The organism is Actinomadura violacea, assembly GCF_017573465.1.
GTDB lineage: Bacteria > Actinomycetota > Actinomycetes > Streptosporangiales > Streptosporangiaceae > Spirillospora > Spirillospora violacea.
This window is the reverse complement of the sequence record NZ_JAGEPF010000007.1, coordinates 336237-361384: the sequence shown is the minus strand read 5'-3', so window position 1 is coordinate 361384 and position 25148 is coordinate 336237. Positions and strand designations below refer to the sequence as shown.

Annotated in this window: 22 protein-coding genes; 4 read left to right on the top strand and 18 right to left on the bottom strand. The window is 73.3% G+C overall.

Annotated features, from left to right (window positions below; genetic code table 11):
• Nucleotides 1-364 precede the first annotated feature (364 nt).
• The 11 genes from J4709_RS13130 to J4709_RS13080 all read right to left on the bottom strand — a co-directional run bounded on the left by J4709_RS13130 (nt 365) and on the right by J4709_RS13080 (nt 11806).
• Entirely contained in the window at nt 365-1078 is a 714-nt protein-coding gene (locus J4709_RS13130) for a hypothetical protein (RefSeq protein WP_208240604.1), read from the bottom strand.
• A gap of 373 nt (nt 1079-1451) precedes the next feature.
• Nucleotides 1452-2264, bottom strand: coding sequence for a hypothetical protein (locus tag J4709_RS13125; protein ID WP_208240602.1), 813 nt, complete (start codon nt 2262-2264; stop codon nt 1452-1454).
• A gap of 51 nt (nt 2265-2315) precedes the next feature.
• On the bottom strand, nt 2316-3368 hold the full coding sequence (locus J4709_RS13120; protein ID WP_208240600.1) for a 2-hydroxyacid dehydrogenase: 1053 nt from the start codon (nt 3366-3368) through the stop codon (nt 2316-2318).
• Nucleotides 3365-3997, bottom strand: coding sequence for a histidine phosphatase family protein (locus J4709_RS13115; RefSeq protein WP_208240598.1), 633 nt, complete (start codon nt 3995-3997; stop codon nt 3365-3367). Before J4709_RS13115 ends, J4709_RS13120 begins: the two co-directional genes overlap by 4 nt.
• The gene (locus J4709_RS13110; protein ID WP_307801197.1) at nt 3994-5469 is read right to left on the bottom strand and encodes an FGGY-family carbohydrate kinase; all 1476 of its coding nucleotides are present in this window, start codon (nt 5467-5469) and stop codon (nt 3994-3996) included. The genes J4709_RS13115 and J4709_RS13110 overlap by 4 nt, the downstream gene beginning before the upstream one ends.
• The gene (locus J4709_RS13105) at nt 5466-6977 is read right to left on the bottom strand and encodes an FGGY-family carbohydrate kinase (protein WP_208240596.1); all 1512 of its coding nucleotides are present in this window, start codon (nt 6975-6977) and stop codon (nt 5466-5468) included. Before J4709_RS13105 ends, J4709_RS13110 begins: the two co-directional genes overlap by 4 nt.
• Nucleotides 6978-7008: 31 nt before the next feature.
• Complete coding sequence (locus J4709_RS13100; protein WP_208240594.1) at nt 7009-8253, bottom strand: sugar ABC transporter permease; 1245 nt, start codon at nt 8251-8253, stop codon at nt 7009-7011.
• Nucleotides 8246-9151 (bottom strand): ATP-binding cassette domain-containing protein, encoded by a 906-nt coding sequence (locus tag J4709_RS13095; RefSeq protein ID WP_208240592.1) that lies wholly within the window; start codon nt 9149-9151, stop codon nt 8246-8248. Before J4709_RS13095 ends, J4709_RS13100 begins: the two co-directional genes overlap by 8 nt.
• Before the next feature lie 10 nt (nt 9152-9161).
• The gene (locus J4709_RS13090; RefSeq protein ID WP_208240590.1) at nt 9162-10238 is read right to left on the bottom strand and encodes a substrate-binding domain-containing protein; all 1077 of its coding nucleotides are present in this window, start codon (nt 10236-10238) and stop codon (nt 9162-9164) included.
• A 311-nt stretch (nt 10239-10549) separates the two neighbouring features.
• Nucleotides 10550-11335, bottom strand: coding sequence for a DeoR/GlpR family DNA-binding transcription regulator (locus tag J4709_RS13085; protein ID WP_208240588.1), 786 nt, complete (start codon nt 11333-11335; stop codon nt 10550-10552).
• A gap of 72 nt (nt 11336-11407) precedes the next feature.
• A complete protein-coding gene (locus J4709_RS13080; protein WP_208240586.1) occupies nt 11408-11806 on the bottom strand; it encodes a rhodanese-like domain-containing protein in 399 nt (132 codons plus the stop codon).
• A 133-nt stretch (nt 11807-11939) separates the two neighbouring features.
• Between J4709_RS13080 and J4709_RS13075 the strand changes: the two genes are divergently transcribed.
• The 3 genes from J4709_RS13075 (at nt 11940) to asnB (ending at nt 15600) form a co-directional block, all read left to right on the top strand.
• On the top strand, nt 11940-12404 hold the full coding sequence (locus J4709_RS13075; protein ID WP_208240584.1) for an RrF2 family transcriptional regulator: 465 nt from the start codon (nt 11940-11942) through the stop codon (nt 12402-12404).
• Nucleotides 12401-13609 carry a globin domain-containing protein gene (locus J4709_RS13070; protein WP_307801196.1) on the top strand — a complete coding sequence of 403 codons (1209 nt, stop codon included), beginning with the start codon at nt 12401-12403 and terminating at the stop codon, nt 13607-13609. Before J4709_RS13075 ends, J4709_RS13070 begins: the two co-directional genes overlap by 4 nt.
• A gap of 188 nt (nt 13610-13797) precedes the next feature.
• A complete protein-coding gene (gene asnB, locus J4709_RS13065; protein WP_208240582.1) occupies nt 13798-15600 on the top strand; it encodes an asparagine synthase (glutamine-hydrolyzing) in 1803 nt (600 codons plus the stop codon).
• Nucleotides 15601-15680: 80 nt separating this feature from the next.
• On the opposite strand, the gene J4709_RS13060 is transcribed toward asnB, so the two are convergent.
• The 6 genes from J4709_RS13060 to J4709_RS13035 form a co-directional block, all read right to left on the bottom strand.
• Nucleotides 15681-16208, bottom strand: a complete 528-nt coding sequence (locus J4709_RS13060; RefSeq protein ID WP_208240581.1) for a DUF8788 domain-containing protein — start codon at nt 16206-16208, stop codon at nt 15681-15683.
• Nucleotides 16205-16651 (bottom strand): DUF8788 domain-containing protein, encoded by a 447-nt coding sequence (locus J4709_RS13055; protein WP_208240580.1) that lies wholly within the window; start codon nt 16649-16651, stop codon nt 16205-16207. The genes J4709_RS13060 and J4709_RS13055 overlap by 4 nt, the downstream gene beginning before the upstream one ends.
• 52 nt (nt 16652-16703) lie before the next feature.
• Entirely contained in the window at nt 16704-17483 is a 780-nt protein-coding gene (locus J4709_RS13050; protein WP_208240579.1) for a DUF8788 domain-containing protein, read from the bottom strand.
• Nucleotides 17484-17511: 28 nt separating this feature from the next.
• Nucleotides 17512-17964, bottom strand: coding sequence for a DUF8788 domain-containing protein (locus tag J4709_RS13045; protein ID WP_208240578.1), 453 nt, complete (start codon nt 17962-17964; stop codon nt 17512-17514).
• A gap of 34 nt (nt 17965-17998) precedes the next feature.
• The gene (locus J4709_RS13040) at nt 17999-19555 is read right to left on the bottom strand and encodes a phenylacetate--CoA ligase family protein (RefSeq protein ID WP_208240577.1); all 1557 of its coding nucleotides are present in this window, start codon (nt 19553-19555) and stop codon (nt 17999-18001) included.
• 94 nt (nt 19556-19649) lie between these two features.
• The gene (locus tag J4709_RS13035) at nt 19650-21179 is read right to left on the bottom strand and encodes a pyridoxal phosphate-dependent decarboxylase family protein (RefSeq protein WP_208240576.1); all 1530 of its coding nucleotides are present in this window, start codon (nt 21177-21179) and stop codon (nt 19650-19652) included.
• 284 nt (nt 21180-21463) lie between these two features.
• Between J4709_RS13035 and J4709_RS13030 the strand changes: the two genes are divergently transcribed.
• The gene (locus J4709_RS13030) at nt 21464-24316 is read left to right on the top strand and encodes an FAD-binding and (Fe-S)-binding domain-containing protein (RefSeq protein ID WP_307801195.1); all 2853 of its coding nucleotides are present in this window, start codon (nt 21464-21466) and stop codon (nt 24314-24316) included.
• Between the two features lie 2 nt (nt 24317-24318).
• Here J4709_RS13030 and J4709_RS13025 read toward each other — a convergent pair whose 3' ends face one another.
• Nucleotides 24319-25059, bottom strand: coding sequence for an IclR family transcriptional regulator (locus tag J4709_RS13025; RefSeq protein ID WP_208240575.1), 741 nt, complete (start codon nt 25057-25059; stop codon nt 24319-24321).
• Between the last annotated feature and the right edge of the window lie 89 nt (nt 25060-25148).

The window sequence follows — 25148 nt, the reverse complement described above, 5'->3', positions numbered from 1 at the left end:
GACTCCTGATGTCCGTCCCGGCGCGGGGCCGGGAGAAGGCCGGTTACGGCATCAGGACGGGACGGGTCCGCCGGGCGTGACAGTCCCCGGTGTGATCCAGGGCACATGACCGGAACCGGGTGATTTAACCACTCGACATTCCGGACACCGGTGGGAAACAACTGTAAGCGCTCTGTCATTACACCCGCCTGACCTGCGGGGTTACGCTCGTACTCCTCGCGAATCGTCCGCAGGATCCGGCCGTACGCCCCCGGCCGCTCCGACACGGCGACCCAGCACCGCGAGGATCAGGGGGCGGCCGGGCCCCGAGGTGGAAGACCACTCCCTTGCACCGGCCCCGGAGCCCGGCCGCTACCCCTGCCGGTCACGAGGTCAGGTAGAGCTTGCGGTCGAAGACGCCGGATCCGGCGGTGCTCTCGCCGCGGCCGATCGCGGCGCCGCTGCCGGTCCCGCTGGAGGGGCAGAGACCGCTGCTGCCGGTCTCGCGGACGAGCTGGATGGCGTCGGACTTGCCCTGCAGGTCGTCGGCGGGCAGCGGCCGGTTCGGGTTGTCGCGGTTGTAGACGTCGAAGGCGAGCCCGTCGGAGCCGCCGGTGCGGAAGCCGTAGATGCACGTGACGGTGAGGCCGAGCACCTGGCCCTTGAGCGTGATCCGCAGGTCGCCGCCGATGGTGATGACGCCGTCGCGTCCGCCCTGGACGGGCGCGTAGGCGATCTGCCCGCTCCGGTCGGAGACGCCGCCCAGGTCGAGGTCGGTGGCGGGCGAGCTGAACCCGTTGGAGGTGTGGCACGCGCCGATGGAGGCGGCGGTCAGCTCGCCGGCGCCCGCGGTGGTGGTGGTGCCTTGCATCCGCGCGCTGTCGCAGGTGCCGGTGACGTTCATGCCCAGGAAGCTGGTGGAGAAGTTCAGCGTGCCGACGGTGGAGATCTGCCAGTTCCCGGCGTAGGGCGCGCCGGTGGCGGTGTCCTGGCGGATCGTGGTGGTGGCGGCGGACGCGGGGCCGGCCGCCAGTGCGAGCGCGGCGCACGCGGCGGCCGCCGGGGCGGCGATGCGGGCGCGTCGGGCGGGAGCTTTCACGGGGTTCCTCCTCGGAGAGGGTCTTCCTGCCTCCGCGCGCGGGGGCGCCGCGCGCGGCCCCCTGCGCGCGGTCCGCGGATGCCCGCCGTGACCGCGCCGATCACCCCTTGTTCATACCCGAGTGATCCGGGAAAGGATAGGGCGATCGGAAAAGAGACCCGCGATTCATAGGATTCCGATAAACGGACGCTGAAGATCACTCACCTGGCCGCGAATCGGCGCCCGCGAATGTCCGTTCCCACCGGATCTTATAACCGAAAATGAATTGGAACGATCGCATGGGCGGAAATTAGGCGGGCGGGCGGAATCCAGGTGGGAGGGCGCGCGGCCGGGCTTGGGAGGTACGGACGGACCCGGCCGCGCGCCTGGCCTGTCAGCGGAACGCGGGCGTCATCGCGTAGACGCGGTTGGGCTTGTTGTAGCCCACGAAGACGCGCGATCCGCGGCCCGCGGGAGCGACGGCGAGGCCCTCGCTCTCGCCCGTCAGCGGGATGGTGATCGCCTCCAGGATCGCGCCGGAGCGGTCCAGCACGGTGATCGTGTTGTTGGTGTAGTAGAGGACCTTGTCACCGGACATTTCCAGGCCCTGCGGAACGCCCTGGTAGCCGAGCGGGAACGTCGAGCGGACATTCCCGTCCAGGTCGGTGAAGGCGAAGACGAACGGGCCGTTGTCGCCGGGGCCGGCGTGCACGAGCAGACCGTCGCGCTTGTCGTCGACGGCGACGAGACCGGAATTGCCGAGGGAGCCGAAATTGATGGTGCGGACGATCCGCGGCTCGCCCGTCCAGTCGACGACGTTCACCTTGGTCGGGTTCGTTCCGCCGCCGGTCGCCACGTAGAGGAGGCCGTCGGCGCGGCGGACGCTGACCTCGGCGGCGTGCCCGACGTCGAGCGGCGCGCTCTCCTTCACCTTGGTGCCGTCCGGGCGGTACTCGCGGATGACGCCCTGGCCGCCGCCCACGTCGAAGCCGACGAAGAAGCGGCCGTGCTGGTAGGCCAGGCCCTGCATGTTGCCGGTGTCGGGGACGTCGAAGACGAGCTCGAAGGTGTAGGAGCGTTCGGCCGCGGCGGCGGGGCGGGCCGTCCCGGCCAGCGTCGCGGCGCCGGCGAGCGCGGCGGCGCCCGCGAGGCCGAGGGCCGTGCGGCGGGTCAGCGGGATGTCGGCGGGTAGGCGGGTCGGGTGCATCGTGCCTCCTCGTGGTGGGGGTCGCGCGGGGAGTCTGGGCGGCGCCCGGGGTCAGGCCGGGCGCGGCACGGTGAGGGCGCCGGGGTTCGCGCAGTGCAGGAGGGGCTCGCCGCGCAGGTGGCGGCCGACGTCCTCGGCGATGATGCGGGCGGCGTTCGCGGCGGTCTGCTTGCTCGCGCCGGCAAGGTGGGGGGTGACGATGACGTTCGGGGTGGTCAGCAGCCGCGACCCGGCCGGGATCGGCTCCTCGGGGAACACGTCGAACGCGGCGGCGAACAGATGCCCGGACTCGACGGCGTCGCAGGCGGCCTCGTAGTCCAGCAGCGATCCGCGGGCGCAGTTGACGATGATCGACCCGGGCGCCATCGCGGCGATCTGCGCGGCGCCGATCATCCCTGTGGTCTGCGGGGTGGCGCGGGCGTGCAGGGAGACGATCTGCGCGCGCGCAAGCAGCTCCTCCAGCGACACGAGTTCCGCGACGTCGGCGAGGTCTCCGAGACCGTCCAGATAGGGGTCGTGGACGAGGACCTTCGCGCCGAGCGCGGCCAGCATCCGGGCGACGCGGCGTCCGACGGCCCCGCAGCCGACGAGGCCGACGGTGCTGCCGAGCAGTTCGACGCCGACGTCCTCGTAGCGGTAGTAGTCGCCGCGCCACTGGCCGGCGACGAGGTCGGCGTGGGTCTGCGGGATCCGGCGGACGGCGGCGAGGATCAGCCCGAGGGTGTGCTCGGCGGTCGCGCCGGCGTTGCGTCCGGGCGCGTAGCAGACCGCGACGCCGTGCTCGGTGGCCGCCTCCAGGTTGGCGTTGACGGGGCCGCCGCGGCTGATCCCGAACAGCTCCAGGTCCGGGCACGCCTCCAGGACGCGCCGGGTGAGCGGCGCCATCTGGGTGACGCAGATCCGCGCGCCGCGCAGCGCCTCGATGAGCCGCTCCTCGGTGCCGGACGCCTCGTCCACCTCGGCGACCCGCCCGAACGGCTCGACCGGCCACGGCAGCGTCAGCTCGGCGAACTCCAGGTCGCCGGGGGCGGCGGCGCGCAGCGCGTCGATGAACAGGCGGTTGCGGACGAACAGGTCACCGGCCGCCAGGACGCGGGTCGTCATTGCAGGCTCCAGGGAACGAGCGATCCTTCGATCGCGGTGTTGAACTCCAGGAGGGCGGCGTCGCCGTCCCGGAGCCGGATCTCGGTGAGAGCGCAGTTGCCCAGCGACGGGAACCGCCGCCGGTAGTCCTTGAGCGGCAGCCCCAGCAGCCGGCACAGGGCGAGGCGGAGGACGGTGGAGTGCGCGACGACCAGGACGCGGCCGCCGGGGTGCCGTCCGGCGATGTCGTGCAGGCACGCGGTGAAGCGGCGCGCGGCGGCGGCCGGGTCCTCGCCGCCGGGCAGGTGGCCGGTGACGGGGTCCTCGCGGAAGGCGCGCAGGGCGTCGGGGAACGCGCGGGCCATCTCGTCGCGGGTGAGGCCCTCGCCGCGCCCGAAGTGGAGTTCGCGCAGCCGCGCGTCGACGACGGGGTCCGCGCCGATCGCCTTCGCGGACGGCTCGGCGGTGATCCGGGCGCGGCCGAGGTCGGAGCACCAGACGGCGTCGGGGCGGGCCGCCTCCGCCCACGCGCCGAGCAGCCCCGCCTGCTCCAGACCGCGCGGCGTGAGCGCGACGTCGCTGGTGCCGGCGTAGCGGTTCTCGGCGTGCCATTCGGTCTCGCCGTGCCGGACGAGGACGAGCCGCGTCATCGGGCCGTCCTCGCCCGCGCGTGGGCGGCGGTCGGGGCGGGCAGCCACCCGCGCCCTTCCAGCTCGTCGACCATGCGCACATAGGCGTCGTCGAATCGGCCTGCGCTGCCTGGCCGCGGGTCGATGGTGGCCGCGACGGTGACCATGCGGGACGCGACGTCGGCGATGTCGCGCCCCGGGGAGGCGGCGAGGACGGCGGCGCCGAGCGCGGGCTCGGCCTGGCGCGGCAGCACGACTGGACGTCCGAGGATGTCGGCGCGCAGCTGGCACCAGTACCGCGACTTCGCGGCGCCGCCGGTCAGCGTGAGGTCGCCGCCGGTCGGGGCGCCGAGCAGGTCGAGGTGGTCGAAGCACAGCCGTTCGATGAAGGCGACGCCCTGGAGGACGGCCGCGTACGCGTCGGCTTCGTCGCCGGCGGCGCCGAGGGTGAACGCGCGGGCGTCCGGCGCGACGAACGGGAACCGCTCCCCCGCTCCGACGAGCGGGTAGGTCAACGCGGCGGCGGGCTCGCGACCGGCGGCACGGCTGTCGAGGTCGGCGAGGTCGCGGCCGGGGTAGTCGCGGGAGAGGGCGCCCGCGCCGGTGCTGGACGCGCCGCCGGGCAGCCACCGCCCGTCCGGTGCCTTGTGGGAGTACACGACGCCGAACGGGTCGTGGACGAGGTCGTCGGTGACGCCTTTCAGCACGAGCGTGGTGCCGAGGACGGAGTTCCACGAGCCGGCGGTGAGGCGGCCGGTGCCGAGCTGGGCGGCGCACCCGTCGGTCGCGCCCGCGATCACCGGCGTGCCTTCGGGGAGCCCGGTGCTCGCGGCGGCGTCGGCGCCGACGGTGCCGAGCCGGGTGCCGGAACGTTCCAGCTCAGGGAGCAGGCCGGCCGGGACGCCGAGCGCGTCGAGGACGTCCTGCGGCCACGCCTCGGCGATGAGGTCGGCGCCGGTCTTGAGGGCGTTGCTGAGGTCGGCGGCGACCGGGCGGCCGGTGAGGCGCCGGTTCACGAAGTCGGCCTGGTGCGCGAGGCGCGCCCCGTCCGGCAGGCCGGGCACGTTCTCCAGCAGCCACAGCAGCTTCGGCAGCGCCCAGGCGGGCTGCATGCGCTGGTAGCCGAGGCTGCGCCACACCTCGCCGCCGACCTCGTTGATCTTCTCGACGGCGCCGGCGGCGCGGGTGTCGTCGTACATCAGCGCCGGGGTCAGGGGCCGCCCGTCGCGGTCGGTCAGCAGGACGGTGCCGGACGTGCCGTCCACCGCGACGGCCTGCACCGCGCCCGCCGGGACGTCGCGCAGCGCCTCGCGGCAGGCCGCGGCGACGGCCGTCCACCAGCGCTCCGGGTCCTGTTCGTGGCGAGGTCCGTCGCGCCTGCCCGACAGCGGGGACGTCCCGCTGCCCGCGACCTGCCCGGACGCGGTGACCGCGAGAGCGCGCACGCTCTGCGTCCCGAGGTCGACGCCCACCCACACGGGTTCGCCGCTCACTGCGCGCCCCCGCGCTCGCGCATCGCGGCGAGCGTCGGCCACGCGGGCGCGGTGGCCTGCCGGACCTCCAGGAAGTCCCCGTACGCCTGCGCGTAATGCGCGGCCCGCCCGGGATCGGGTTCGTAGACCTCACCGGGCCGGACGTACTGGTCGGCCGCTTCCCTCGCGCCCTTGGCGCGATCGGTGGCGAGCAGCCCGACGATGAACGCGCCGCGCGCCCCCGCCTCGGTGTCGGCCGACCGGACCACGGGGACGCCCGTGACGTCGGCGAGCATGCCGAGCCAGAACGCGCTCGCCGAACCGCCGCCGCAGACCCGCAGCTCGGTGGGCCGGGTCCCGGCCGCCTCCAGGCAGTCCCGGACGACCAGGCTGAGCCCTTCCAGGACGGCGCGGGCGAGGTCGGTGCGCTCGTGCTCGACGGTCAGGCCGTGGAACGCGCCGCGCGCCCGCGGGTCCAGGAACGGCGCGCGCTCCCCGGCGGGCGACAGGTACGGCAGGAACACCAGGCCGCCCGCACCGGGCGGGGCCTGCGCCGCGAGCGCGGACAGCGCGGACGGGTCGTCGCCGAGACCGAGCATCCGGCGGGCCCAGTCGACGACCTGGCCACCAGCGAGCGTGGGAAACGCCCGCAGCCAGCGGTCCGGCAGGCCCATCGCCACCGTGAACCCGGACGGTTCGCCGTCCAGGCGCGGCTCGTCCACCACCATCTCCGTGCACAGCGTCGTGCCGAGGATCGTGCACGCCTGCCCGACGTCGACCGCGCCCGCGCCGATCGCGGTGGACGCGATGTCGTAGGGCGTGAGGACGACCGGGATCCCGGCGGGCAGGCCGAGCGCGCCCGCCGCGTCCGGCGCGAGCGGGGCGGCGCGCTCGTCGTCGCCGAGCAGGTCCGGCAGCAGCGGCCCCGCCCACTCCATCCCGTAGAGGCGGAGCAGGTCGCGGGAGATCGCGCGCTCGCGGACGTCCATGAACGGCGCCGACGCGTCCGAGGAGTCCACCGCGATCCGCCCGGTGAGCCGCGAGAAGACCCAGCCGCCGCAGGTCAGGGACGCCGCGGACCGGGCGAGCCGGTCCGGGTCGTGCTCGCGCAGCCAGGTCAGGATCGCGTTCGGCAGCCCCGGGAACGGCAGCGACCCGTTCGCGCGGAACGCCTCGGCGATCACGCCGGAGCGCGCCCAGCCGTCGACGGCCGCGGTGGCGCGGCCGTCGTTCCAGAGGATCGCCGGGCCGGTCGGCTCCCCCGCGGAGTCGACGAGCCAGCAGCCGTCGCCCTGCGCGGTGAGCGCGAGCAGGTCGACGCCGGCGCCCCTCGCGGTGACCTCGGCGGCGGCCTCGCGCACCGCGCCCGCCACGGCGTCCCACACCTCGGCCATGTCCTGCTCGGCCCGGCCGGGCGCGGGCCGCGACACCGCGGTGGGGCGGCGGACGACCGCGAGTTCCGTGCCGTCCCCGGCGTATCCGACCGCCTTGATCATCGTGGTGCCCGCGTCGACGCAGACGACCGCCATCAGCTCTCCCGTGGGGTGCGGAAACAGGGGGTCAGGCGCGGCCGTGCGTCCGCCGCGACCGGCGGGCGACCGAGTCCAGCGCCACGGCCAGCAGCAGCACCGCGCCGGTGACCATGAAACGGTAGGAGGAGTCGAGGTTCAGCAGCGTCAGCCCGCTGGAGATCGACTGGATCACGACGATGCCGAGCAGCGCCGCGAACGCGTTCCCGCGCCCGCCGAACAGGCTCGTCCCGCCGATGACGGCCGCCGCGATCGCGTTCAGGTTCACGTCGCCGCCGCCGCTGCTCTGGTTCGCCGCCGCCAGCCGGGCCGCGGCGAGGATCCCGCCGACCGCGGCGAGCGTCGTGCACACCACGAACGCCGAGGTGTAGATCGCCTTGACGTTGATGCCGGCGCGGCGGGCCGCCTCGACGTTCCCGCCGACCGCGTACACCGACTTGCCGTACTTCGTCCGGGACAGGACGTAGTGCATCGCCAGGACCAGGCCGAGGAACAGCACGAACATCCAGCCGACGCCCCGGTCGCGGCTCAGGTACCAGACGGCGACCGCGAGGCCGACGAGGAGGACGGCGCTGCGCAGCACCAGCGTCTGCTCGGTGGTGGCGGGCAGCCCCGCCCTCCGGCGCGCCGCCGCCTTCGCGTGGCCCGTCCAGTACAGCGCGGCGGCGCCCGCGGCGGACAGCGCGTACGCCAGCCAGGGCGGGACGAAGTCGAGCTGCGCGAACGTCACCAGCCACGAGTCGAACGGCAGGTTGATCGAGCCCTTCGGGCCGAGGGTCAGCAGCTGCAGGCCGAGGAAGCCGAGCAGCCCGGCGAGGGTGATGACGAAACTCGGCACGCCGAGCCGGTTGAACACCTGCGCGTAGAACCAGCCGATCAGGCAGCCCGCGGCCGCCGCCGCGACGATCGCGACGACGGCGGGCATGCCGTGGTCGACGAACAGCACCGCGGTGATCGCGGCGCTGAGCCCGCTGACCGAGCCGACCGACAGGTCGATCTGCCCGACCAGCAGCATGAACACCACGCCGAGCGCGATCACGCCGACCGGTACGCACTCCATCGCGAGGTTCACCAGGTTCGCGCTGGACAGGAACACCGAGTTCAGCACCTGCATGACGGTCCAGATGACCACCAGTCCCGCGACGACCGGCCACACGCCGAGGTCGCCGCCGCGCACCCGGTCGGCCATGCCGGTGAGGGTGGCGCGGACCCCGCGGTCCTGCGGCTCGCCGGGCGGCGCCTGCTCCACCGGCGGCGCCGTGGTGAGGTCACTCATCGCCGTCCTCCTTCGTCATCGCGACCGGCGCGGCGGGCTCCTCGGCGTCCCCGGGTCCGGCGCCGGGACCGGTGCCGGGTTCGCCGGCGGCCGCGCGGGCGCGCCGGGAGCGACGGCTGACCACGTTGTCGGTCGCGCCGGTGATCGCCGCGACCAGCTCCTCGGCGGACGTCGTCTCCGCGTCGAACACCCCGTTGTTGCGGCCGAGCCGCAGCACGGCGACCCGGTCCGCGACCGCCTTCACGTCCGCCATGCTGTGGCTGATCATGACGACGCCGAGGCCGCGCTCGCGGAGCCGCTCGATCAGGTTCAGCACCTCGGCGGTCTGCGCGACGCCGAGCGCGGCGGTCGGCTCGTCCAGGATGATGACCTTCGGGTCGCCGAGCAGCGAGCGCGCGATCGCGACCGTCTGCCGCTGCCCGCCCGACAGCGCCGCGACCGGCGCCTCCACCGACGGGATCTTCGCCGACAGCTGGCGCAGCAGCTCCCGGGACCGGACCTCCATCGCCACCTCGTCCAGCCGCAGCGCGCGCAGCTCGCGGCCGAGGAACAGGTTCTCGATGACGTTGAGGTTCTCGCAGAGGGCGAGGTCCTGGAAGACGGTCGCGATGCCGAGCTGCTGCGCCGCGGCGGGGCTCGGCACCGACACCTCGCGGGACTCGAACGTGATGGTCCCCGCGTCCGGCGGGTGGACGCCGGACAGGACCTTCACCAGCGTGGACTTACCGGCGCCGTTGTCGCCGACGAGCGCGACGACCTCGCCCGCCGCGACGTCCAGGTCGACGCCGGTGAGCGCGGCGACCGCGCCGAAGGACTTGCTGACGCCGCGCAGCGACAGCAGCGCGCCGTCCTTCGCGGCGGCCGGGGCGGGCGCCGCGGTGCTGGGCGTGGGTGACATGACCGCTCCGCTACTTGATGCCGAGCTGGGTGCAGCCCGCCGCGTACTCGGCGGTGCAGACCTGCGACGCCTTGAGCGCCCCGCCCGGGCCGAGCAGCACCGTCGCGATGTTGTCCTTCGTCACCACGGTCGGGGTGAACAGCTCGGACGGGGTGTTGAACAGCGTGGCGTTCGGCTTCGGCTTGTCGCCCTTCACCAGCTCGTACGCCGCCTCCGCCGCGGCCTCCGCGACTATCTTGATGGGCTTGGAGATGGTGTTGTACTGGTCGCCGTTCACGATCCGCTGCGCGGCGGCGAGCTCGGCGTCGTTGCCGGTGACGGGCGGGACCTTCGTGCCCGCGGCCTTGAACGCGGCGATGCTCGCGCCGCCCGTCCCGTCGTTGGCGGCGACGACGCCCGCGATCTGGCCGCGGAACTTGCTGATCTGGCCGCTCACCCAGTCCTGCGCCTTGGCGGGCTCCCAGCCGGGGGTGTCGTACTCGGCGAGCAGCTTGAAGCCGGACGGGTCGACCGCGCTGTGGATGCCCTTCTTGATCAGGTTCGCCGCGGCGTCGGTCGGCGAGCCGTTGACCTCGAGGATGCCGCCCTGGGCCTTGGTCTGCTTCAGGTGGTCGACCAGCGACTGGCCGATCATCGCGCCGATCTTCTGGTTGTCGAAGGAGACGTAGAAGTCGGCCTTGGCGGCCGGGATCGGCCGGTCGTAGGCGATCACGGCGACCTTGCGGGACTGCGCCATCCGGACGATGGACGCGGCCGCCGCCGAGTCGACCGGGTCGATCACGATGGCCTTCACGCCCTGTGCCAGGACGGAGCTGGCCTGCTGCTGCTGTTTCGAGGCGTCCGCACCCGCGTTCTGGTACAGCACCGAGCAGCCGCCGCACAGCTGCTTCATCTTCGCCTTGAACAGCGGCGCGTCGTACAGCTCGTAGCGGGTCGAGGCGATGTCCGGCATGAGGAACGCGATCTTGGCGTTCTTCGCGTCGCCGCCGCTCGAGCCCGCGCTCTTCGACGAGCAGGCCGCGGCGGGGGCGAGCACGGCCAGCGCCGCGCCGGCCGCGGCGGCCGTCCGGAGGGAAAGCTTCGTCACTGAGGTCTCCTCGGTGCTGCGCCCGTGGGGAAGGGCGACCGATCCAGCGCGGCGGCCGTCCGGGCCGGGTCCGACCGGCCGTCGCGGGGAGAACGTAACACTCGCAACGTTAGAAATGTCAATACTGCGTCGTTAACTAACATTCGCGAACGTGATGTCGTGCCGAAGCAACACCGGAACACCCAGGTCACAACTCGATATCGACCGTGCGGCCCCTCTAGGCGGCAGGGGTCATCGTGGTGTTGGTTCTAACATCGCCCATCACACGAAGGCGGGTGGAGCCGACGCCCAAGCGCGCGCGGAGCCGGCGCTCAGGCGCGCGCGGCGACCTCGTACCCGACCTTGTGCCGGTCGAGCTCGCGGAGCGCGGCGGCGGACGCGCCGTCGTCGGTGATGACGCGCTCGAACTCGCCGAGCGGCGCCACCCGGTGCAGCGCGGTGCGCCCGAGCTTGGTGTGGTCCACCAGCAGGACGTTGCGGACGGCGCTGCGCAGCATCGCGCGCTTCACCACCACGACCCGCTGCTCCTGGTGGCAGGCGTTGCCCGCCGACACCGCCGACGTCGACACGAAGCACAGGTCGACCTGCAGCGACTCGATCGCCTCGACGCACGAGACGCCCATGAACGAGTTGTGGAGCGGGTCGTAGTCGCCGCCGAGCGCGATCAGCCGGACGCCCTGCACGGGCGCCAGCAGGTTCAGGCAGTCCAGGAAGTTGGTGACGATCGTCAGCGGGCCGGCGTCCTTGATCCGGCGGGCGAGCGCGAGCGCGGTGGTGGAGTCGTCCAGCATGATCGCCATGCCGGGCTCGACGAGCTCCGCCGCCGCGGCGGCGATCGCCTCCTTCTCCTCGCGCATCGACTTGCCCCGGTAGGCGACGCTGCTCTCGAAGACGCCCGAGCGCTGCGCGGTGACCCCGCCCCGGTACTTGCGGACGATGCCCTGCCGCTCCAGCTCGTCGAGGTCGCGGTGGATGGTCATCAGGCTGACCCCGAACCGCTCGACCAGCTCCGCGGCCGTCGCCGAGCCCTGCGCGAGGACCGCCTCGGCGATCGCGTCCTGGCGCTGCGCGGGCCCCCGCCGCTGGCCGTTGCTCATGCCCCGCTCCTCCGTCCGGACGCCGCGAGCGCGGCGGGTCGAGGGGAAGTTAACATCACCGATGTTAAGACCTCAACCGGCGTTGTCACTCCCGGCGGTGGCGGGCAGCCCGGCGCCGCGCCAGGCCTTGAAGCCGCCGACGACGTCGGTGGCGCGGGTCAGGCCGAGGTCGTGCAGGGCCGCGGCGGCGAGGCTGGAGGTGTAGCCCTCGCTGCAGAACACGATGACGCGCACGTCGTGCCCGGTGGCCTGCGGCAGGCGGGCGCCGGACTGCGGGTCGAACCGCCATTCCAGGACGTTGCGCTCCACGATCAGCGCGCCGGGGATCTCGCCCTCGGCGGCGCGCTGCGCGGCCGGGCGGATGTCGACGAGCAGGGCGCCGTCGCCGGCGGCGGCGTGCGCGGCGGCGGGGTCGAGGCGGTCGAGCCGCGCGCGGGCGGCGGCGAGGATCTCATCGATGCTGCGAGGCATGCCTCCAGCATGGCAGCAGATTTCCACTGAAGAGGTCGGAAATCGCGTGTCCGGCCGGTCGCGCCGAGTGGTGTGGTGAGACGCACAGCCTTAATCGGACTTTGGAATTCCGATTCAAACCTAGGATCGGGCCGTGTACCTGACCCACTCCACGGACCTGGCGCTCCGCGCGCTGATGCTGCTCGGAGCCAGTGCCGAGCGCCGCTCGGCGGCCGACCTCGCGACCCGGCTGCGGGTCCCGCCGCAGCACATGGCCAAGATCGTCCAGCGGCTGCGGCGGCACGGGCTGGTCGAGACGGCGCGCGGCCGCGGCGGCGGCGTCGTGCTCGCCGCCCGGGCCCCCGGCACCTCCGTCGGGGAGATCGTCCGGGTCCTGGAGGGGCCCGGCGAGGTGGTCGACTGCGACCACCCGCCGTGCCCGCTGCGCGGCGGATGCCGGCTGCGCGGCGCGCTGCGCGCCGCGCAGGAGGCGTTCCTCGCGTCGCTGGACCGGGTGCCGCTGAGGGACCTGGTGTCCGATCCCCCCGAACCGGTCCTGCTGTCCCTGGCGCTGCCGGCCCCCGCCGGCGCGCCGCCCGAGCCAGAGAAAGGCACATGATGCTCTCGTCCGACCATGCAGCGATCGTGCGGGCCACCATCCCCGCCGTGGCGGCGCACGGAGCCGAGATCACCGGCGAGTTCTACGACGCGATGTTCGCCGCGCACCCCGAGCTGCTGCACCTGTTCAACCAGGGCAACCAGGCCAACGGCGAGCAGCGGCGCGCGCTCGCCGGGGCGGTCGCCGCGTTCGCGCAGCACCTGGTGAGCGAGGAGTCGGCGACCCCGTTCCAGCAGATGCTGTCGCGCATCGCGCACAAGCACGCCTCGCTCGGCATCCGCCCCGAGCAGTACACGATCGTCGGGCGGCACCTGCTGGAGGCCGTCGCGAAGGTGCTCGGCGACGCGGTCACGCCCGCGGTGCACGCCGCCTGGTCCGAGGTGTACTGGCTGTTCGCGACGCTGCTGATCGCCGAGGAGGCCCGGCTCTACCAGGACGCCGGCTGCTCCCCCGACTCCGCGTACCGGACGTGGCGCGTCGTCGGGCGGGTGGACGAGGCGGAGCACACCGTGTCGCTCGTCCTCGCCCCGGCCGACGGCGGCGAGGTGCCGGCGCACCGTCCCGGCCAGTACGTGAGCGTCGTGGTGACGCTGCCGGACGGGCTGCGCCAGCCCCGCCAGTACACGCTGTCGCGGGCCGCGGGGGACGGCGTCCTGCAGATCACCGTCCGGCGTGTGCGCGCGGAGGACGACTCGCCGGCGGGCGCGGTGTCGACGTTCCTGTACGAGACGGCGCGGCCGGGCACCGAGCTGGAACTGTCGGCGCCGTTCGGCGACGTGGTGATGGAGGACGACGACGACCCGCTCGTCCTGATCAGCGCCGGGATCGGTGTGACGCCCGCCGCGGCGATGATCGGCCACGTGGCGGCCGTGCGGCCGGGCCGGCGGGTGCTGGCGGTGCACGCCGACCGCAGTGTCCGCACGCACGCGCTGCGCGCGCAGATCGCCGAGGCCGGTGCCCGGATCCCCGGCTTCCGGCAGATCACCTGGTACGAGGACCTCGACGCGGCGGACGCGGCCGAGGACGTGCGGCCGGGCCGGGTCGAGGTGGCGGCGCTGCCGCTGCCGCCGAAGGCGCGGGTGTTCATGTGCGGGCCGATCCCGTTCATGCGGGCCGTGCGGCGCGGGCTGCTCGACGCGGGCGTGTCCGATGAGCGCATCCACTACGAGGTGTTCGGTCCCGATCTGTGGAACGAGGCCGCCTGAGCCTCGCCCATCCGCTCCCACCTTCCACCCCAGGTGGGAGCAATCCCCCAGGTCAGTCCCTACGCCACCTTTTCCGGCGGGATGGCAAGAGCGGGCGCCGGTGAGGTTCGTTACAGATTCATTTCTTGTCAAACGAGGGTAAGGAAGGACGGTTACCTGCACGACGCACATGTCAGAAGGGACGTTCCATGTGCGGCATCACCGGATGGGTGGACTACCAGCGCGATCTCACGGAGGAGCGGGCCACGGCGCTCGCGATGACCCGGACCATGGCCCTGCGCGGGCCCGACGACGAGGGTTTGTGGACCGCCCCCCACGCGGTGCTCGGACACCGCCGCCTCGCCGTCATCGACATCGAGGGCGGCGTCCAGCCGATGACGGAGGGCCCCGCCGCCATCGTCTACAGCGGCGAGACCTACAACTTCCACGAACTCCGCCGCGACCTCGAAGGACGCGGCCACCGGTTCCGGACCCGCAGCGACACCGAGGTCGTGCTGCACGCCTACCTCGAATGGGGCGCGGACTTCGTCGACCGCCTCAACGGCATGTACGCGTTCGCGATCTGGGACGCGCGCCGCGAGGAACTGGTCCTCGGCCGCGACCGCATGGGCATCAAGCCGCTCTTCTACGCTCCCACGCAGAACGGCGTCCTGTTCGGCTCCGAGCCCAAGGCGATCCTCGCCAACCCGCTCTTCACCGCCCGCGTCGGCGAGGAGGGACTGCTGGAGGTCCTCACCAACGCCAAGACCCCCGGCCACGGCATCTACGCCGGCATGTACGAGGTCGTCCCCGGCCATACGGTCACCGTCTCCCGCACCGGCCTCGCCGATCGCCGGTACTGGGCGCTCACCGCCCGCGAGCACACCGACGACGTGCCGGCGACCGTCCGGCACGTCCGCGAGCTCCTCGACGACATCGTCGAGCGGCAGCTGATCTCCGACGTCCCGCTGTGCACGCTGCTGTCCGGCGGCCTGGACTCCAGCGCGCTGACCGCGCTCGCCGACAAGGCGCTCGGCCGCGACCACGTCCGCTCGTTCGCGGTCGACTTCGTCGACGAGACCGGCGGCTTCGTCCCCGACGAGCTGCGCGAGACCGCCGACGGGCCGTACGTCCACGACGTCGCCGCGCACGTCGGCTGCGACCACTCCGACGTCGTCCTCGGCAACGACCAGCTCGCCTCGCCCGAGGCGATGCGCACCGTCCTGCGCGCCCGCGACATGCCCGCGATGGGCGACATGGACAGCTCCCTGTACCTGCTGTTCGCCGAGATCCGCAAGCAGTCGACGGTCGCGCTGTCCGGCGAGTCCGCCGACGAGGTGTTCGGCGGCTACCGCTGGTTCCACGACCCGGAGGTGGTCGCCGCCGAGGCGTTCCCGTGGACGTCCGCCGCGCTCGGCCAGGGCCTCGACCTGCTCGACCCGGGCCTGCGCGCCAGGGCCGACGCCTACCTGCGCGACCGCTACCACGACGCGCTCGCCGAGGTCCCGCACCTGCCGGACGCGTCCCCGCACGAGCGGCGGATGCGGGAGATCTGCTACCTGCACCTGACCCGGATGGTCCGGCTGCTGCTCGACCGCAAGGACCGGATGAGCATGGCCGTCGGACTGGAGGTCCGCGTCCCGTTCTGCGACCACCGGCTCGTCGAGTACGTGTTCAACACCCCGTGGTCGCACAAGACCTATGACGGCCGCGAGAAGAGCCTGCTGCGCGGCGCGGTCGCCGACGTGCTCCCCGACTCCGTCGTCCAGCGCCGCAAGAGCCCCTATCCCGCCACCCAGAACCCCGGTTACGAGCAGGCCGTCCGGGACCGCCTGCACGCCGTCGCCGCCGACTCCTCGGCCCCCGTCCACGCCTACCTCGACCTGGACGCCGTCAAGACCGCGCTCGACCGGCCGCTCGGCAAGGCCAGCATCCAGCGCGACCGCGTCCCGATCGAGCGCGCCCTGGCCGTCGCCGACTGGCTCGACGAGTACCGTCCCGCCCTCGCGTGACCGTCCGCGCGGGCCCGGCCGGTCTCCCGAGGCCGGGCCCGCACGGTTCGCTTCACATGGGCCGGTTCACACGGGCCGGCTCACACCTTGAGGACCCGCAGCGACGCGTGTTCCGTGGTGTTCATGTAGAGCTTCTCCTTGGTGCCGTCCTGCTCCAGCTCCAGGACGAAGCGGTAGCGGTACTGCCCGGGAGGGGCGGTGCTGAGGACGGCCCCCGCCCAGTAGTAGTAGATCGAGGTGTAGGGCGACCGCATCAGGTCCGGCATCCCGTAGATCTTGAGCTCGGTCATGATGCGCCGTTCGGCGACGTCCTCCTCGTCACCCCGCTCGGTGTCCAGGAACACCAGGTTGTTGATCTTCGGCATGGGCGGCCAGGTGCCGTCCGGCCGCTTGTGCATCGCGACCGGCCGGATGATCCAGTTGATCACCTGGCCCTGCTTGCAGACCGTCTCCAGGTGGTCGGTGCCCTGCCCGATCCCGCCGACGCTGTTGTCCATCATGTAGAGCGCGCCGTCGAGCGAGCCGGTCTCGGCGGCCCGCTCCATGTCGACCAGCGTGACGACGTTGAGCTGGACGGAGTTGAGCTGGCCGCGGGTCTCGGTGGTCATCGCTGCTCCTTCCCCGCGCCGGCCTGCCCGACCAGGGCGGGCGAGGACACGGCGTACGGCTCGGTGACGGTGCCGAGCCGGAACTTCAGCCGGTACGGCACGGGCTCGGTGACGTGCCGCTTCACCGTCGCGGTCCAGTAGGCGATGTCGGTGTTGGGGTAGACCTTCCGTTCGGGCGTGCAGACCTTCTCGTCGATCACGATCTCGTCGAGGGCGGCGTAGGTCTCGCACTCCAGGACGACGACGTTCCAGATGATCCGGTCGCCGGAGCGCACCCGGGTGCGCAGGTCCGTGCCGCCGAATCCGGCGGACCCCTCGGCCTTGTTGGTGTCGTACAGGAACAGGTTCCCCTCCAGGGCGCCGGAGGCGAGGGCGGCGACCGGGTCGATCACCGCGGTGATCGTCACGGGCCGGGACTCGGGCGGCTTGGCCTTGCTGGGCATCGGCTCTCCGTTTCGGGCTGGGCTGCGGGGCGCGGGCTGCGGGCGCCGGGGCTCACGGGATCGGCAGGACGCCGAGGCCCGCCCCGGTGAAGGCGTTGCGCTTGGGGTCGCTGATCACCTTGATGGCGGAGTCGCAGGTGTAGTCGACCGGCTCCCAGGCCGGCTCGCCGTTGCGCCACACCAGCTCGTGCAGCTGGATGTGCATCGTGTAGCGGTAGGTGCCGGGACGGGAGGTGTCGACCGACGCGGCCCAGTACCAGCCGTCGGACACCATGTCCGGCGAGCCGTACTGCGCCGGGTACATGATCTTCTCCTCCACCGCCGGACCGGTGATGTCGGTGATGACGGGGTTCGGATGGTTGTAGGCCTGCCCCTCGCCGGTGACGACGTTCCCGGTGACGTCGAGGACCTTGGGAGCGGCCGGGGCCCGGCCGCCGCGCTGCCGGCGGGCGCGGGCGCCGACGCGGCGCCGCAGCCCCTCCAGCTCGGCGGCGGTGTCGACGGACGGGTCGCCGGCCCGGTCGGCGACGCCCGCGATCTCCTCCAGCGCCTCCTGGTCGGTGGCCTGCGCGCGGTCGGCGTGGTAGCTGCGGGGCACGGTCGGGGGGATGGAGCCGAGGCTCGCGGGCAGCCAGTTCAGCACCTGCTCGGTGGCCTGCGAGCCGTCCGACCAGTACGTGCCGGGGCAGATGGTCACCAGGTCGGGGGTGCCCTGCCCGGTCGAGCCGAGGAACTTCATGTTGTCGAAGAGGTAGACGTTGCCGGTCAGCGTCCGGGACCGGAGCGCGTTGGCGATGTCGACGAGGACGATGATCCCTTGCTGCTGGGCCATGGGGCCGCCTTCCGGATCGCGGGTCGGGTCACGCGCACATCAGCGCGGGCGTGTCGATGTGCAGGACGCTGTCGCGGCCCTCGTGCATCCGCACCTCCAGCCGGTAGCGGTAGGGCACGCCGGGCTGGAGATGGGCGGGGACGATCCCCTCCCACACCTTGAGGTCGAGGTTCTCGTGGCCGCCGCCCGGCGCCTCCCCGGCCGGCGCCTCCTCCGCGGCGGCGCCGCCGGCACCGCCGGCGGCGTCGGGGGGCAGGAAGGTGATGGCGGAGATCTCGGCGGTCGTCTGGACGTCGATCGCGATCGCGGTCCACTGGACGACCTGGCCCGGCACCACGACCGTGCACAGGTCGGTGGTGCCCTGCCCCCGGCTGCCGAAGGCGCCGTCGTCCACCAGGGACAGGTTGCCGTTGTTCAGGGTCCGGTCGGACAACGCTCCGACGGCGTCCACCAGGACGACGATGTTGACGTGGGGTTTCACTGTCTCTCCTGTTCTTTGGCCACTCTGCGGTCCATCACCCCCGGTCGCGGACCAGGGGGACCTTGCCGACGGCCGTCCGCTCGATCTCGGGGGACGACCGGTGCACGAACACGAGCTGGAAGCGGTAGCCGGTGCGCTCGACGGCCGCCTGCGTCGCCTCCCGGTCGTTGAACAGCGACAGCGCGCGGGGCAGCGCCCCGGCGAACAGTCCCTGGACGCCGGCGGGGCCGAGCGCCCCGGCCACCGCGCGCGTCAGCCCGTCGGCGTCGTCGACCGCGGCGAGCAGGGTGATCGTCTTGCCCTCGCGGTGGTTGACGAACTGCAGGTCGTGGGCGGCGGCGTCCAGGTCCACGCCGGTCGCGGCGCGCAGGTCCTCGCGGACGGCGGCGTAGGCGAGCGCCGCCGAGTACTGGCTGTCGTTGATGTGCAGGACGTCGCCGGTGCGGCCGGCGAACTCGAACCGGCCGGTCTTCAGGCCGGGGCCGTCCAGGGCGGGGCGGCGGACCATCCGGTCGCCGAGCTTGAGGCGCAGCAGCGGCGCCTCGTGGGCGTGCAGCCGGGTGACGACCAGCTCGCCCTCCTCGCCCTCGGCGACCGCACGGCCCGCCTCGTCGACGATCTCGACCAGGTGCAGGCCCGGCACGGCGGACAGCCAGGGCGAGTCGTCGCTGAGCTGGAGCCCGATCGTCTCGGCCTGGGTGGCGGCGAAGTAGCTGAGGATCGCGACGTTGGGGTAGACGGCGCGCAGCTCGGCGCGCTTGCGCTCCGGCAGCACGCCGCTGCCGTACATCGCGACGCGGAAGCTCGCCCGCGCCTGCCTGCTCAGCCCCGCGCCGAGGTCGCCGAGGATCGCGATGCCGGCCGAGATGCCCATCATCGCCTTGGGGCCCGGATAGGAGAACATGTGCTCCAGCACGGGCCCGGTGACGGGGCCGGCGCCGATGTAGTTGACGCCGGGGACCTGCTGCAGGACGCCGCCGACCATCGTCCCGCTGCTCCACATCTGGTAGTCGGCGAGGTTGGTGAACAGCCACTTCGGGTCGCCGCCCGCGAGATGGTCGCGCAGCTGGTAGGTGCCCATGAAGGCGCCGGCGATCCGGTAGGTGTCGTGCAGCTCGCGCAGCGAGTAGACGATCTCCAGGGGCAGCCCGTCGCTGGTGCCGCCGCTCGCCACCACCTCGAACCCGCCGTGCCCGAGCGGCACGACCATCCCGGCGCGGGCGCCCATGAACATGTCGCGCTGGACGGTCTTGTCCGACAGCGGCACCCGCTCCCACTCCTCGTAGGTGGCGGGCGGGCCGGTGACGCCGGCGGCGGTGAGCCGCTCCCGCCACAGCGGGTTGAGCAGCACCGTGTTGACCATCTGGCCGAGGCGGCGCAGGACGAGGGCGTCCTGGATCTCGTGCGGCGTCTCGCTGTAGGGGACGCCGCAGATCCGCTCGCATTCGCGCATCTTGCCCGCGAAGGAGGGGAGGGCCGCGACGGTGTCCACCGACCAGGGCCGCATCTCCTCTTCGGGGATCAGCCGTGCCGCCAGTTCGGCGCCGTCTCCGGGCGATCTGCCGACGGGCGTGCAGATCATCGATGTCATGGGTTCTCCTTGTTCGTCGTGGGGCGTGCGAGGGCATGCGGGGACGTGCGGCGGCGTTGGGGGCCGCGCGGCCTCGCGGGAGTGGGCGCGGAGGTCAGTCGAGGCCGCCGTCGCGCAGCAGGCGGTCGCCGGTGCCGCGGATCTCGGCCAGCAGGTCGCGGAAATGCTCGGGGCCGATCTGGTGGTTCATCAGGACGACCCGCAGCGCGGCGGTGCCCTGCACGTCGACCTTGGAGATGAAGAACCGGCCGGCCAGCCTGATCTGCTTCCTGATCCGCAACTGGAGGCGGTGCAATCGCTCCTCGGCGACGCCTACCGGGCGGTATCGGAAACACATGATGTTCGCCTCGGGCCGGTGCAGCACCTCGAAATCGGGTTCGTCGAGGAGAATGGCGTGCGCCTCCTGCGTCATCCGGCAGAGATGCTCGATCTTTTCGGCGAAGAGCACGCGTCCGTACATCGCCCAGAGCGTCCACAGGGGCATGATCATTGGACGTTTCGTGCATTCGAGGTTCCGGTCGCCGCTGTCGAATTCGCAGTGCGCGTCCGGCTCCTCGTCGGAGACGTAACTGGCGGTGCTGCGGCGGAAGGCGCCGGGGGCGTCCCGGGCGTCGCGGTAGAACAGCAGCGTGCAGGGCGCCGGGACGAACAGCATCTTGTGCGCGTCCCAGGTCAGCGAGTCGGCCCGGTCGATGCCGCGCAGCTTGTGCCGCAGCGCGTCCGACACCAGCAGGCTCGCGCCGTGCGCGCCGTCGACGTGCAGCCAGATGCCGCGCCGGGCGGTGATCGCGGCGAGCTCGTCGATCGGGTCGAAGGCGCCGAGCGCGGTCGTGCCGGCCGAGGCGACCAGGCAGAACACCTGCAGTCCGCGGCGCTCGGCGGCGGCGAGCAGCCCGGGCACCAGGCGCGCGGCGATCCGGCCCTGCGCGTCCACCGGCAGCCGGACGATCTGCGTCTCGCCGATGCCGAGGACGCCGGCCGCGCGGGTCACGCTGTAGTGCACGTCCTCGCCGACCGCGATGGCGGGGCGGCCCCGGCCGCCGGGCTCGCCGCGCGCCCAGATGCCGGGGTGGGCGCGGTTGCGGGCGGCCAGCAGCGCGGTCAGGTTGGCCAGCGAGCCGCCGGACGTGGTGACCATGGCGAACCCGCCCGGGTCCCAGCCGATGAAGCGGTTGAGCTCGTCGGCCATGATCCGTTCGGCCATCGCCGGCAGCTGGCCGGCCTCGTAGTAGGAGGACGGCTGGTTGACGACCGAGCTGACGAAGTCGATGACGCCCGCCAGCGGCACGGTGCCGGAGAACTGCCGGCCCATGTAGCCGGGGGAATGGACCTGGATCCCGGTGCGGACGTAGAGGTCGACGATCGCCGCGAGCCGGTTCTCGTCGAAGTCGGCGACGCCCTCGCGCTCGGTCGTCATCAGCGCCCTGGCGGCCCGCGACAGCACTCCCGGCTCCGAGAGCCGCAGTCCCCGGACGGACGGGTCCGCCAGATACGACTCCAGCCGCGCGGCGACCGCCTCGGAATTCTTCCGGAAGAGGGTCGGGTCGAATGCGGCGGACAGCGACTCGCTCGGCGCCGTTCGGCGCGAGGTCGACGGCGGACAATCTTCCGACACGTCTGCCACGCTTTCACTCCGTTTTCTGACTTCACAAGAAACTCACCTGACTTGCGCGAGTGTAGGCAGAATCCAACGAGCCCAACAAGGGCATGTAGTACTCACCGTCCGGACACCGGCCCCTTTGGGCGCCACATGTTGACCGGTAATGGATGTCTATTTTGATGTGCTTTCTGCGGTAATTCCGAAGCGTGGCGGGGCACGGCCGGACGGCCGGCCCTCCGGGCGCGGTACTACCGTCGACGGCAGGGCGCCGTCGCAGGCCGGCGCCGGCCGGGTGCGAAGGGGCGGATGTGGGCGATCACGGCGGTCTCGTGGCGGCGCTGCGGCGCGCCGGGGTGAGCGGGGTGGACGATTCGGCGCTGGCCCGGTCGATGTACGCCTCGGACGCCTCGCTGTACCGGGTCCCGCCGCAGGTCGTGGTGGTGCCCCGCGACACCGCCGAGCTGCCCGCGGTACTGGCGGTGTGCCGGGAGTTCGCGGTGCCGCTGACGATGCGGGGCGCGGGCACGTCCATCGCGGGCAACGCGGTCGGGCCCGGCGTCGTCGTGGACGCGAGCCGGCACCTGAACCGGGTGCTGGAGATCGACCCGGACGCGGGGACGGCGCTGGTCGAGCCCGGCATCGTGCAGGCGCGGCTGCATCAGGTCGCGGGCGGGCACGGGCTGCGGTTCGGCCCCGACCCGTCCACCCGGACGCGCGCCACGCTCGGCGGGATGATCGGCAACAACGCGTGCGGGTCGCGGGCGCTCGGCTACGGCCGCACCAGCGACAACGTGCTCGGCCTGGACGTGGTCGCCGGGACCGGGGAGCGGCTGCGGCTCGGCGACGTCCCCGGCGCGCCCGCTGCCGGCCCGCTGCTGGACCGGCTCCGCGCTCTCGTCGAGGGGCGGCTCGCGCTGATCCGCACCGAGTTCGGGCGGTTCGGCCGGCAGGTGTCGGGCTACTCGCTGGAGCACCTGCTGCCGGAGAAGGGCTTCGACGTCGCGCGGGCGCTGGTCGGCAGCGAGGGGACCCTCGCGGTGACGCTCGCGGCGCGGCTGCGGATGGTCCACGAGCCCGCGTGCCGGCTGCTGGTCGTGCTCGGGTACGGGTCGATGGCGGAGGCCGCCGACGCCGTCCCGGCGATCCTGCCGCACGGCCCGGTGGCCTGCGAGGGCCTGGACTCCCGGATCACCGACGTGGTGCGGGGGCGGCGCGGCCCGGACGCGGTGCCGCCGCTGCCGGACGGCTCGGGCTGGCTGCTCGTGGAGCTGGCCGGGCCGCAGATCGGCCCGCTGCGCGACACCGCCCGCAAGCTCGTCGCCGAGTCCGGGAGCGCCGGCTCGATGCTGGTGGAGGACGCGGCACTGGCCGACGCGCTCTGGCGGATCCGCGAGGACGGCTCGGGCCTGGTGGCGCGCACCCCGGACGGCCGGCAGGCGCACGCCGGCTGGGAGGACGCGGCCGTCCCGCCGGAGCGGCTCGGCGCCTACCTGCGCGAGTTCGAGGCGCTGCTCGACGGGCACGGGCTGTTCGGCGTCCCGTACGGGCATTTCGGCGACGGGTGCGTGCACGTCCGCATCGACTTCCCGTTCGACCGCCCGGACGGCCGGCGGGTCTTCCGCGACTTCCTCGGCGAGGCGGCGGCGCTCGCGGCGCGGCACGGCGGCACGATGTCCGGCGAGCACGGCGACGGGCGGGCGCGCGGCGAGCTGCTGCCGCACATGTACTCCCCCGAGGCCCTCGCCCTGTGCGCGCAGGTCAAGGACCTGTTCGACCCCGACGACCTGCTGAACCCGGGGATCATCGTCCGGCCCGCGCCGGTGGACGCGGACGTGCGGGTCGCGGGCGTCGCGCCGGTCACCCGCGCGGAGCTGCCGACGCTCGGCCTGGCCTACCGCGACAACGCGGGCGACCTGGCGCGGGCGGTGCACCGGTGCACCGGCGTCGGCAAGTGCCGCGCCGACAACACCGGGTCCGGCGGCGTGATGTGCCCGTCGTACCTCGCCACCCGCGAGGAGAAGGACACCACCCGCGGGCGGGCCCGCGTCCTGCAGGACGTCGTCACCGGCCATCTCGGTCCCGACGGGTGGAAGACGCAGGCCGTCCACGACGTCCTGGACCTGTGCCTGTCGTGCAAGGGCTGCGCGTCGGACTGCCCGACCGGCATCGACATGGCGTCCTACAAGGCCGAGGCCCTTCACCAGCGCTACCGGCGCCGGCTGCGGCCCCGCGCCCACTACGCCCTCGGCTGGCTGCCGCGGTGGACGCGCCTCGCCGCGAAGGCGCCCGCCGCCGTGAGCGTGCTGAACGCGGCGATGCGGTCGCGTGCGCTGCGTCCGCTGGTCGCCCGGGCCGCGGGCATCGACCGGCGGCGCTCGCTGCCCGCCTTCGCGCCGGTCACGTTCCGGCGCCGGTTCGCGTCCCATCGCAGTCCGGCGGGACGCCACGGCGAGGCCGTCCTGTTCGTCGACACCTTCACCGACGCCTTCTCCCCCGACGTCGCCGACGCCACCGTCAAGGTCCTCGAACACGCCGGCTACCGCGTCACGGTCACCGAGCGCCCGGTGTGCTGCGGGATCACGTGGATCTCCACCGGGCAGCTCGACGGCGCCCGCGCCCAGCTCCGCCGCACCGTCCGTGCCCTGCTGCCCGCGGTGCGGCGCGGCGCGAAGGTCGTCGGCATGGAGCCGTCCTGCACCGGCGTGCTCCGCTCGGACGCCGAGGAGCTCCTGCGGGGCGTGGACGCGGCCGCCGCCCGCGAGGTCGCCGCCGCCACCCGCACCCTCGCCGAGCTGCTCGCCGAGACCCCGGACTGGACGCCACCCGACCTGTCCGGCGTCACCGGCGTCGCGCAGCCGCACTGCCACCACCACGCCGTCATGGGCTGGACGAAGGACGCCGCCCTGCTCAGGGACGCGGGCGCCGAGGTCGCCAGGCTCGGCGGCTGCTGCGGACTCGCCGGGAACTTCGGCGTCGAGAAGGGACACCACGACGTCTCCGTCGCGATCGCCGAGCACCAGCTGCTGCCGGCCGCCCGCGAGGCGGCCGCGGACGACGTCGTCCTCGCCGACGGGTTCAGCTGCCGCACCCAGCTCGCCGACCTGGCCGCCCGCCGGGGCGAGCATCTGGCCCAGCTCCTCGCCCGCCACCTCCCCGGGTGAGGTCAGCGGCGGGCGAGCGTCCGGGACAGGGTGAGGGCGGCGGTGTGGACGGCCGGCGCGACGGCCGCCAGGCGCATCCGGTTCGACCAGCCGGACACCGACAGCGCCCCGATCGCCTCGCCGTCCGGGCCGAGGACGGGGCTCGCCGCGCAGAGGATGCCGTTGCCCGACTCCTCGCGGTCGTAGGCGACGCCCTCCTCGCGGATCTTCGCCAGCTCGCGGGTGAACAGCCCGGGCGCGACGACGGTCCGCTCGCCGACCTTGACCAGCCCGGCGTCCAGCACCGCCTGGACGACCTCCGGCGGTGAGAACGCCAGGATCGCCTTGCCGACCCCGGTCGCGTTCGCGGGCAGCCGCCCGCCGACCTGCGACGGCATGCGCGGGGCGTCGGACGCGCCGAGGATCTCCACGTACACCACCTCGGCGCCCTCCAGGACGGCCAGGTGGACGGTCTGCCGCGTCGCCTCCCGCAGGTCGGACATGTACGGCACGGCGGCGTCGCGCAGGACGCGCTGCCGGGGCACCCGCTGGCCGATCTCGAACAGCTTGAGGCCGAGCCGCACCCGCGTCCCCTGCCGCTCCAGCAGGCCCGCGTCGACCAGGTCGAGCGCGATCCGGTGCGCCGTGGAGCGCGGCAAGCCGCTGCGGCGGGCCAGCTCCGCCGCGCCGAGGCCGTCGTCGTCCGCCCGGAAGGCGGTCAGCACCGCGACGGCGCGGTGCAGGAAGGTGTCGTCGGACGGCATGGCCTCACTGTAGAAGACGTGTCCCACCACGCGGGACGGCCGCGTTGCCGGGACGGCCCCCGGCGCGGAAGGCTCGTCGCAGAGACGAC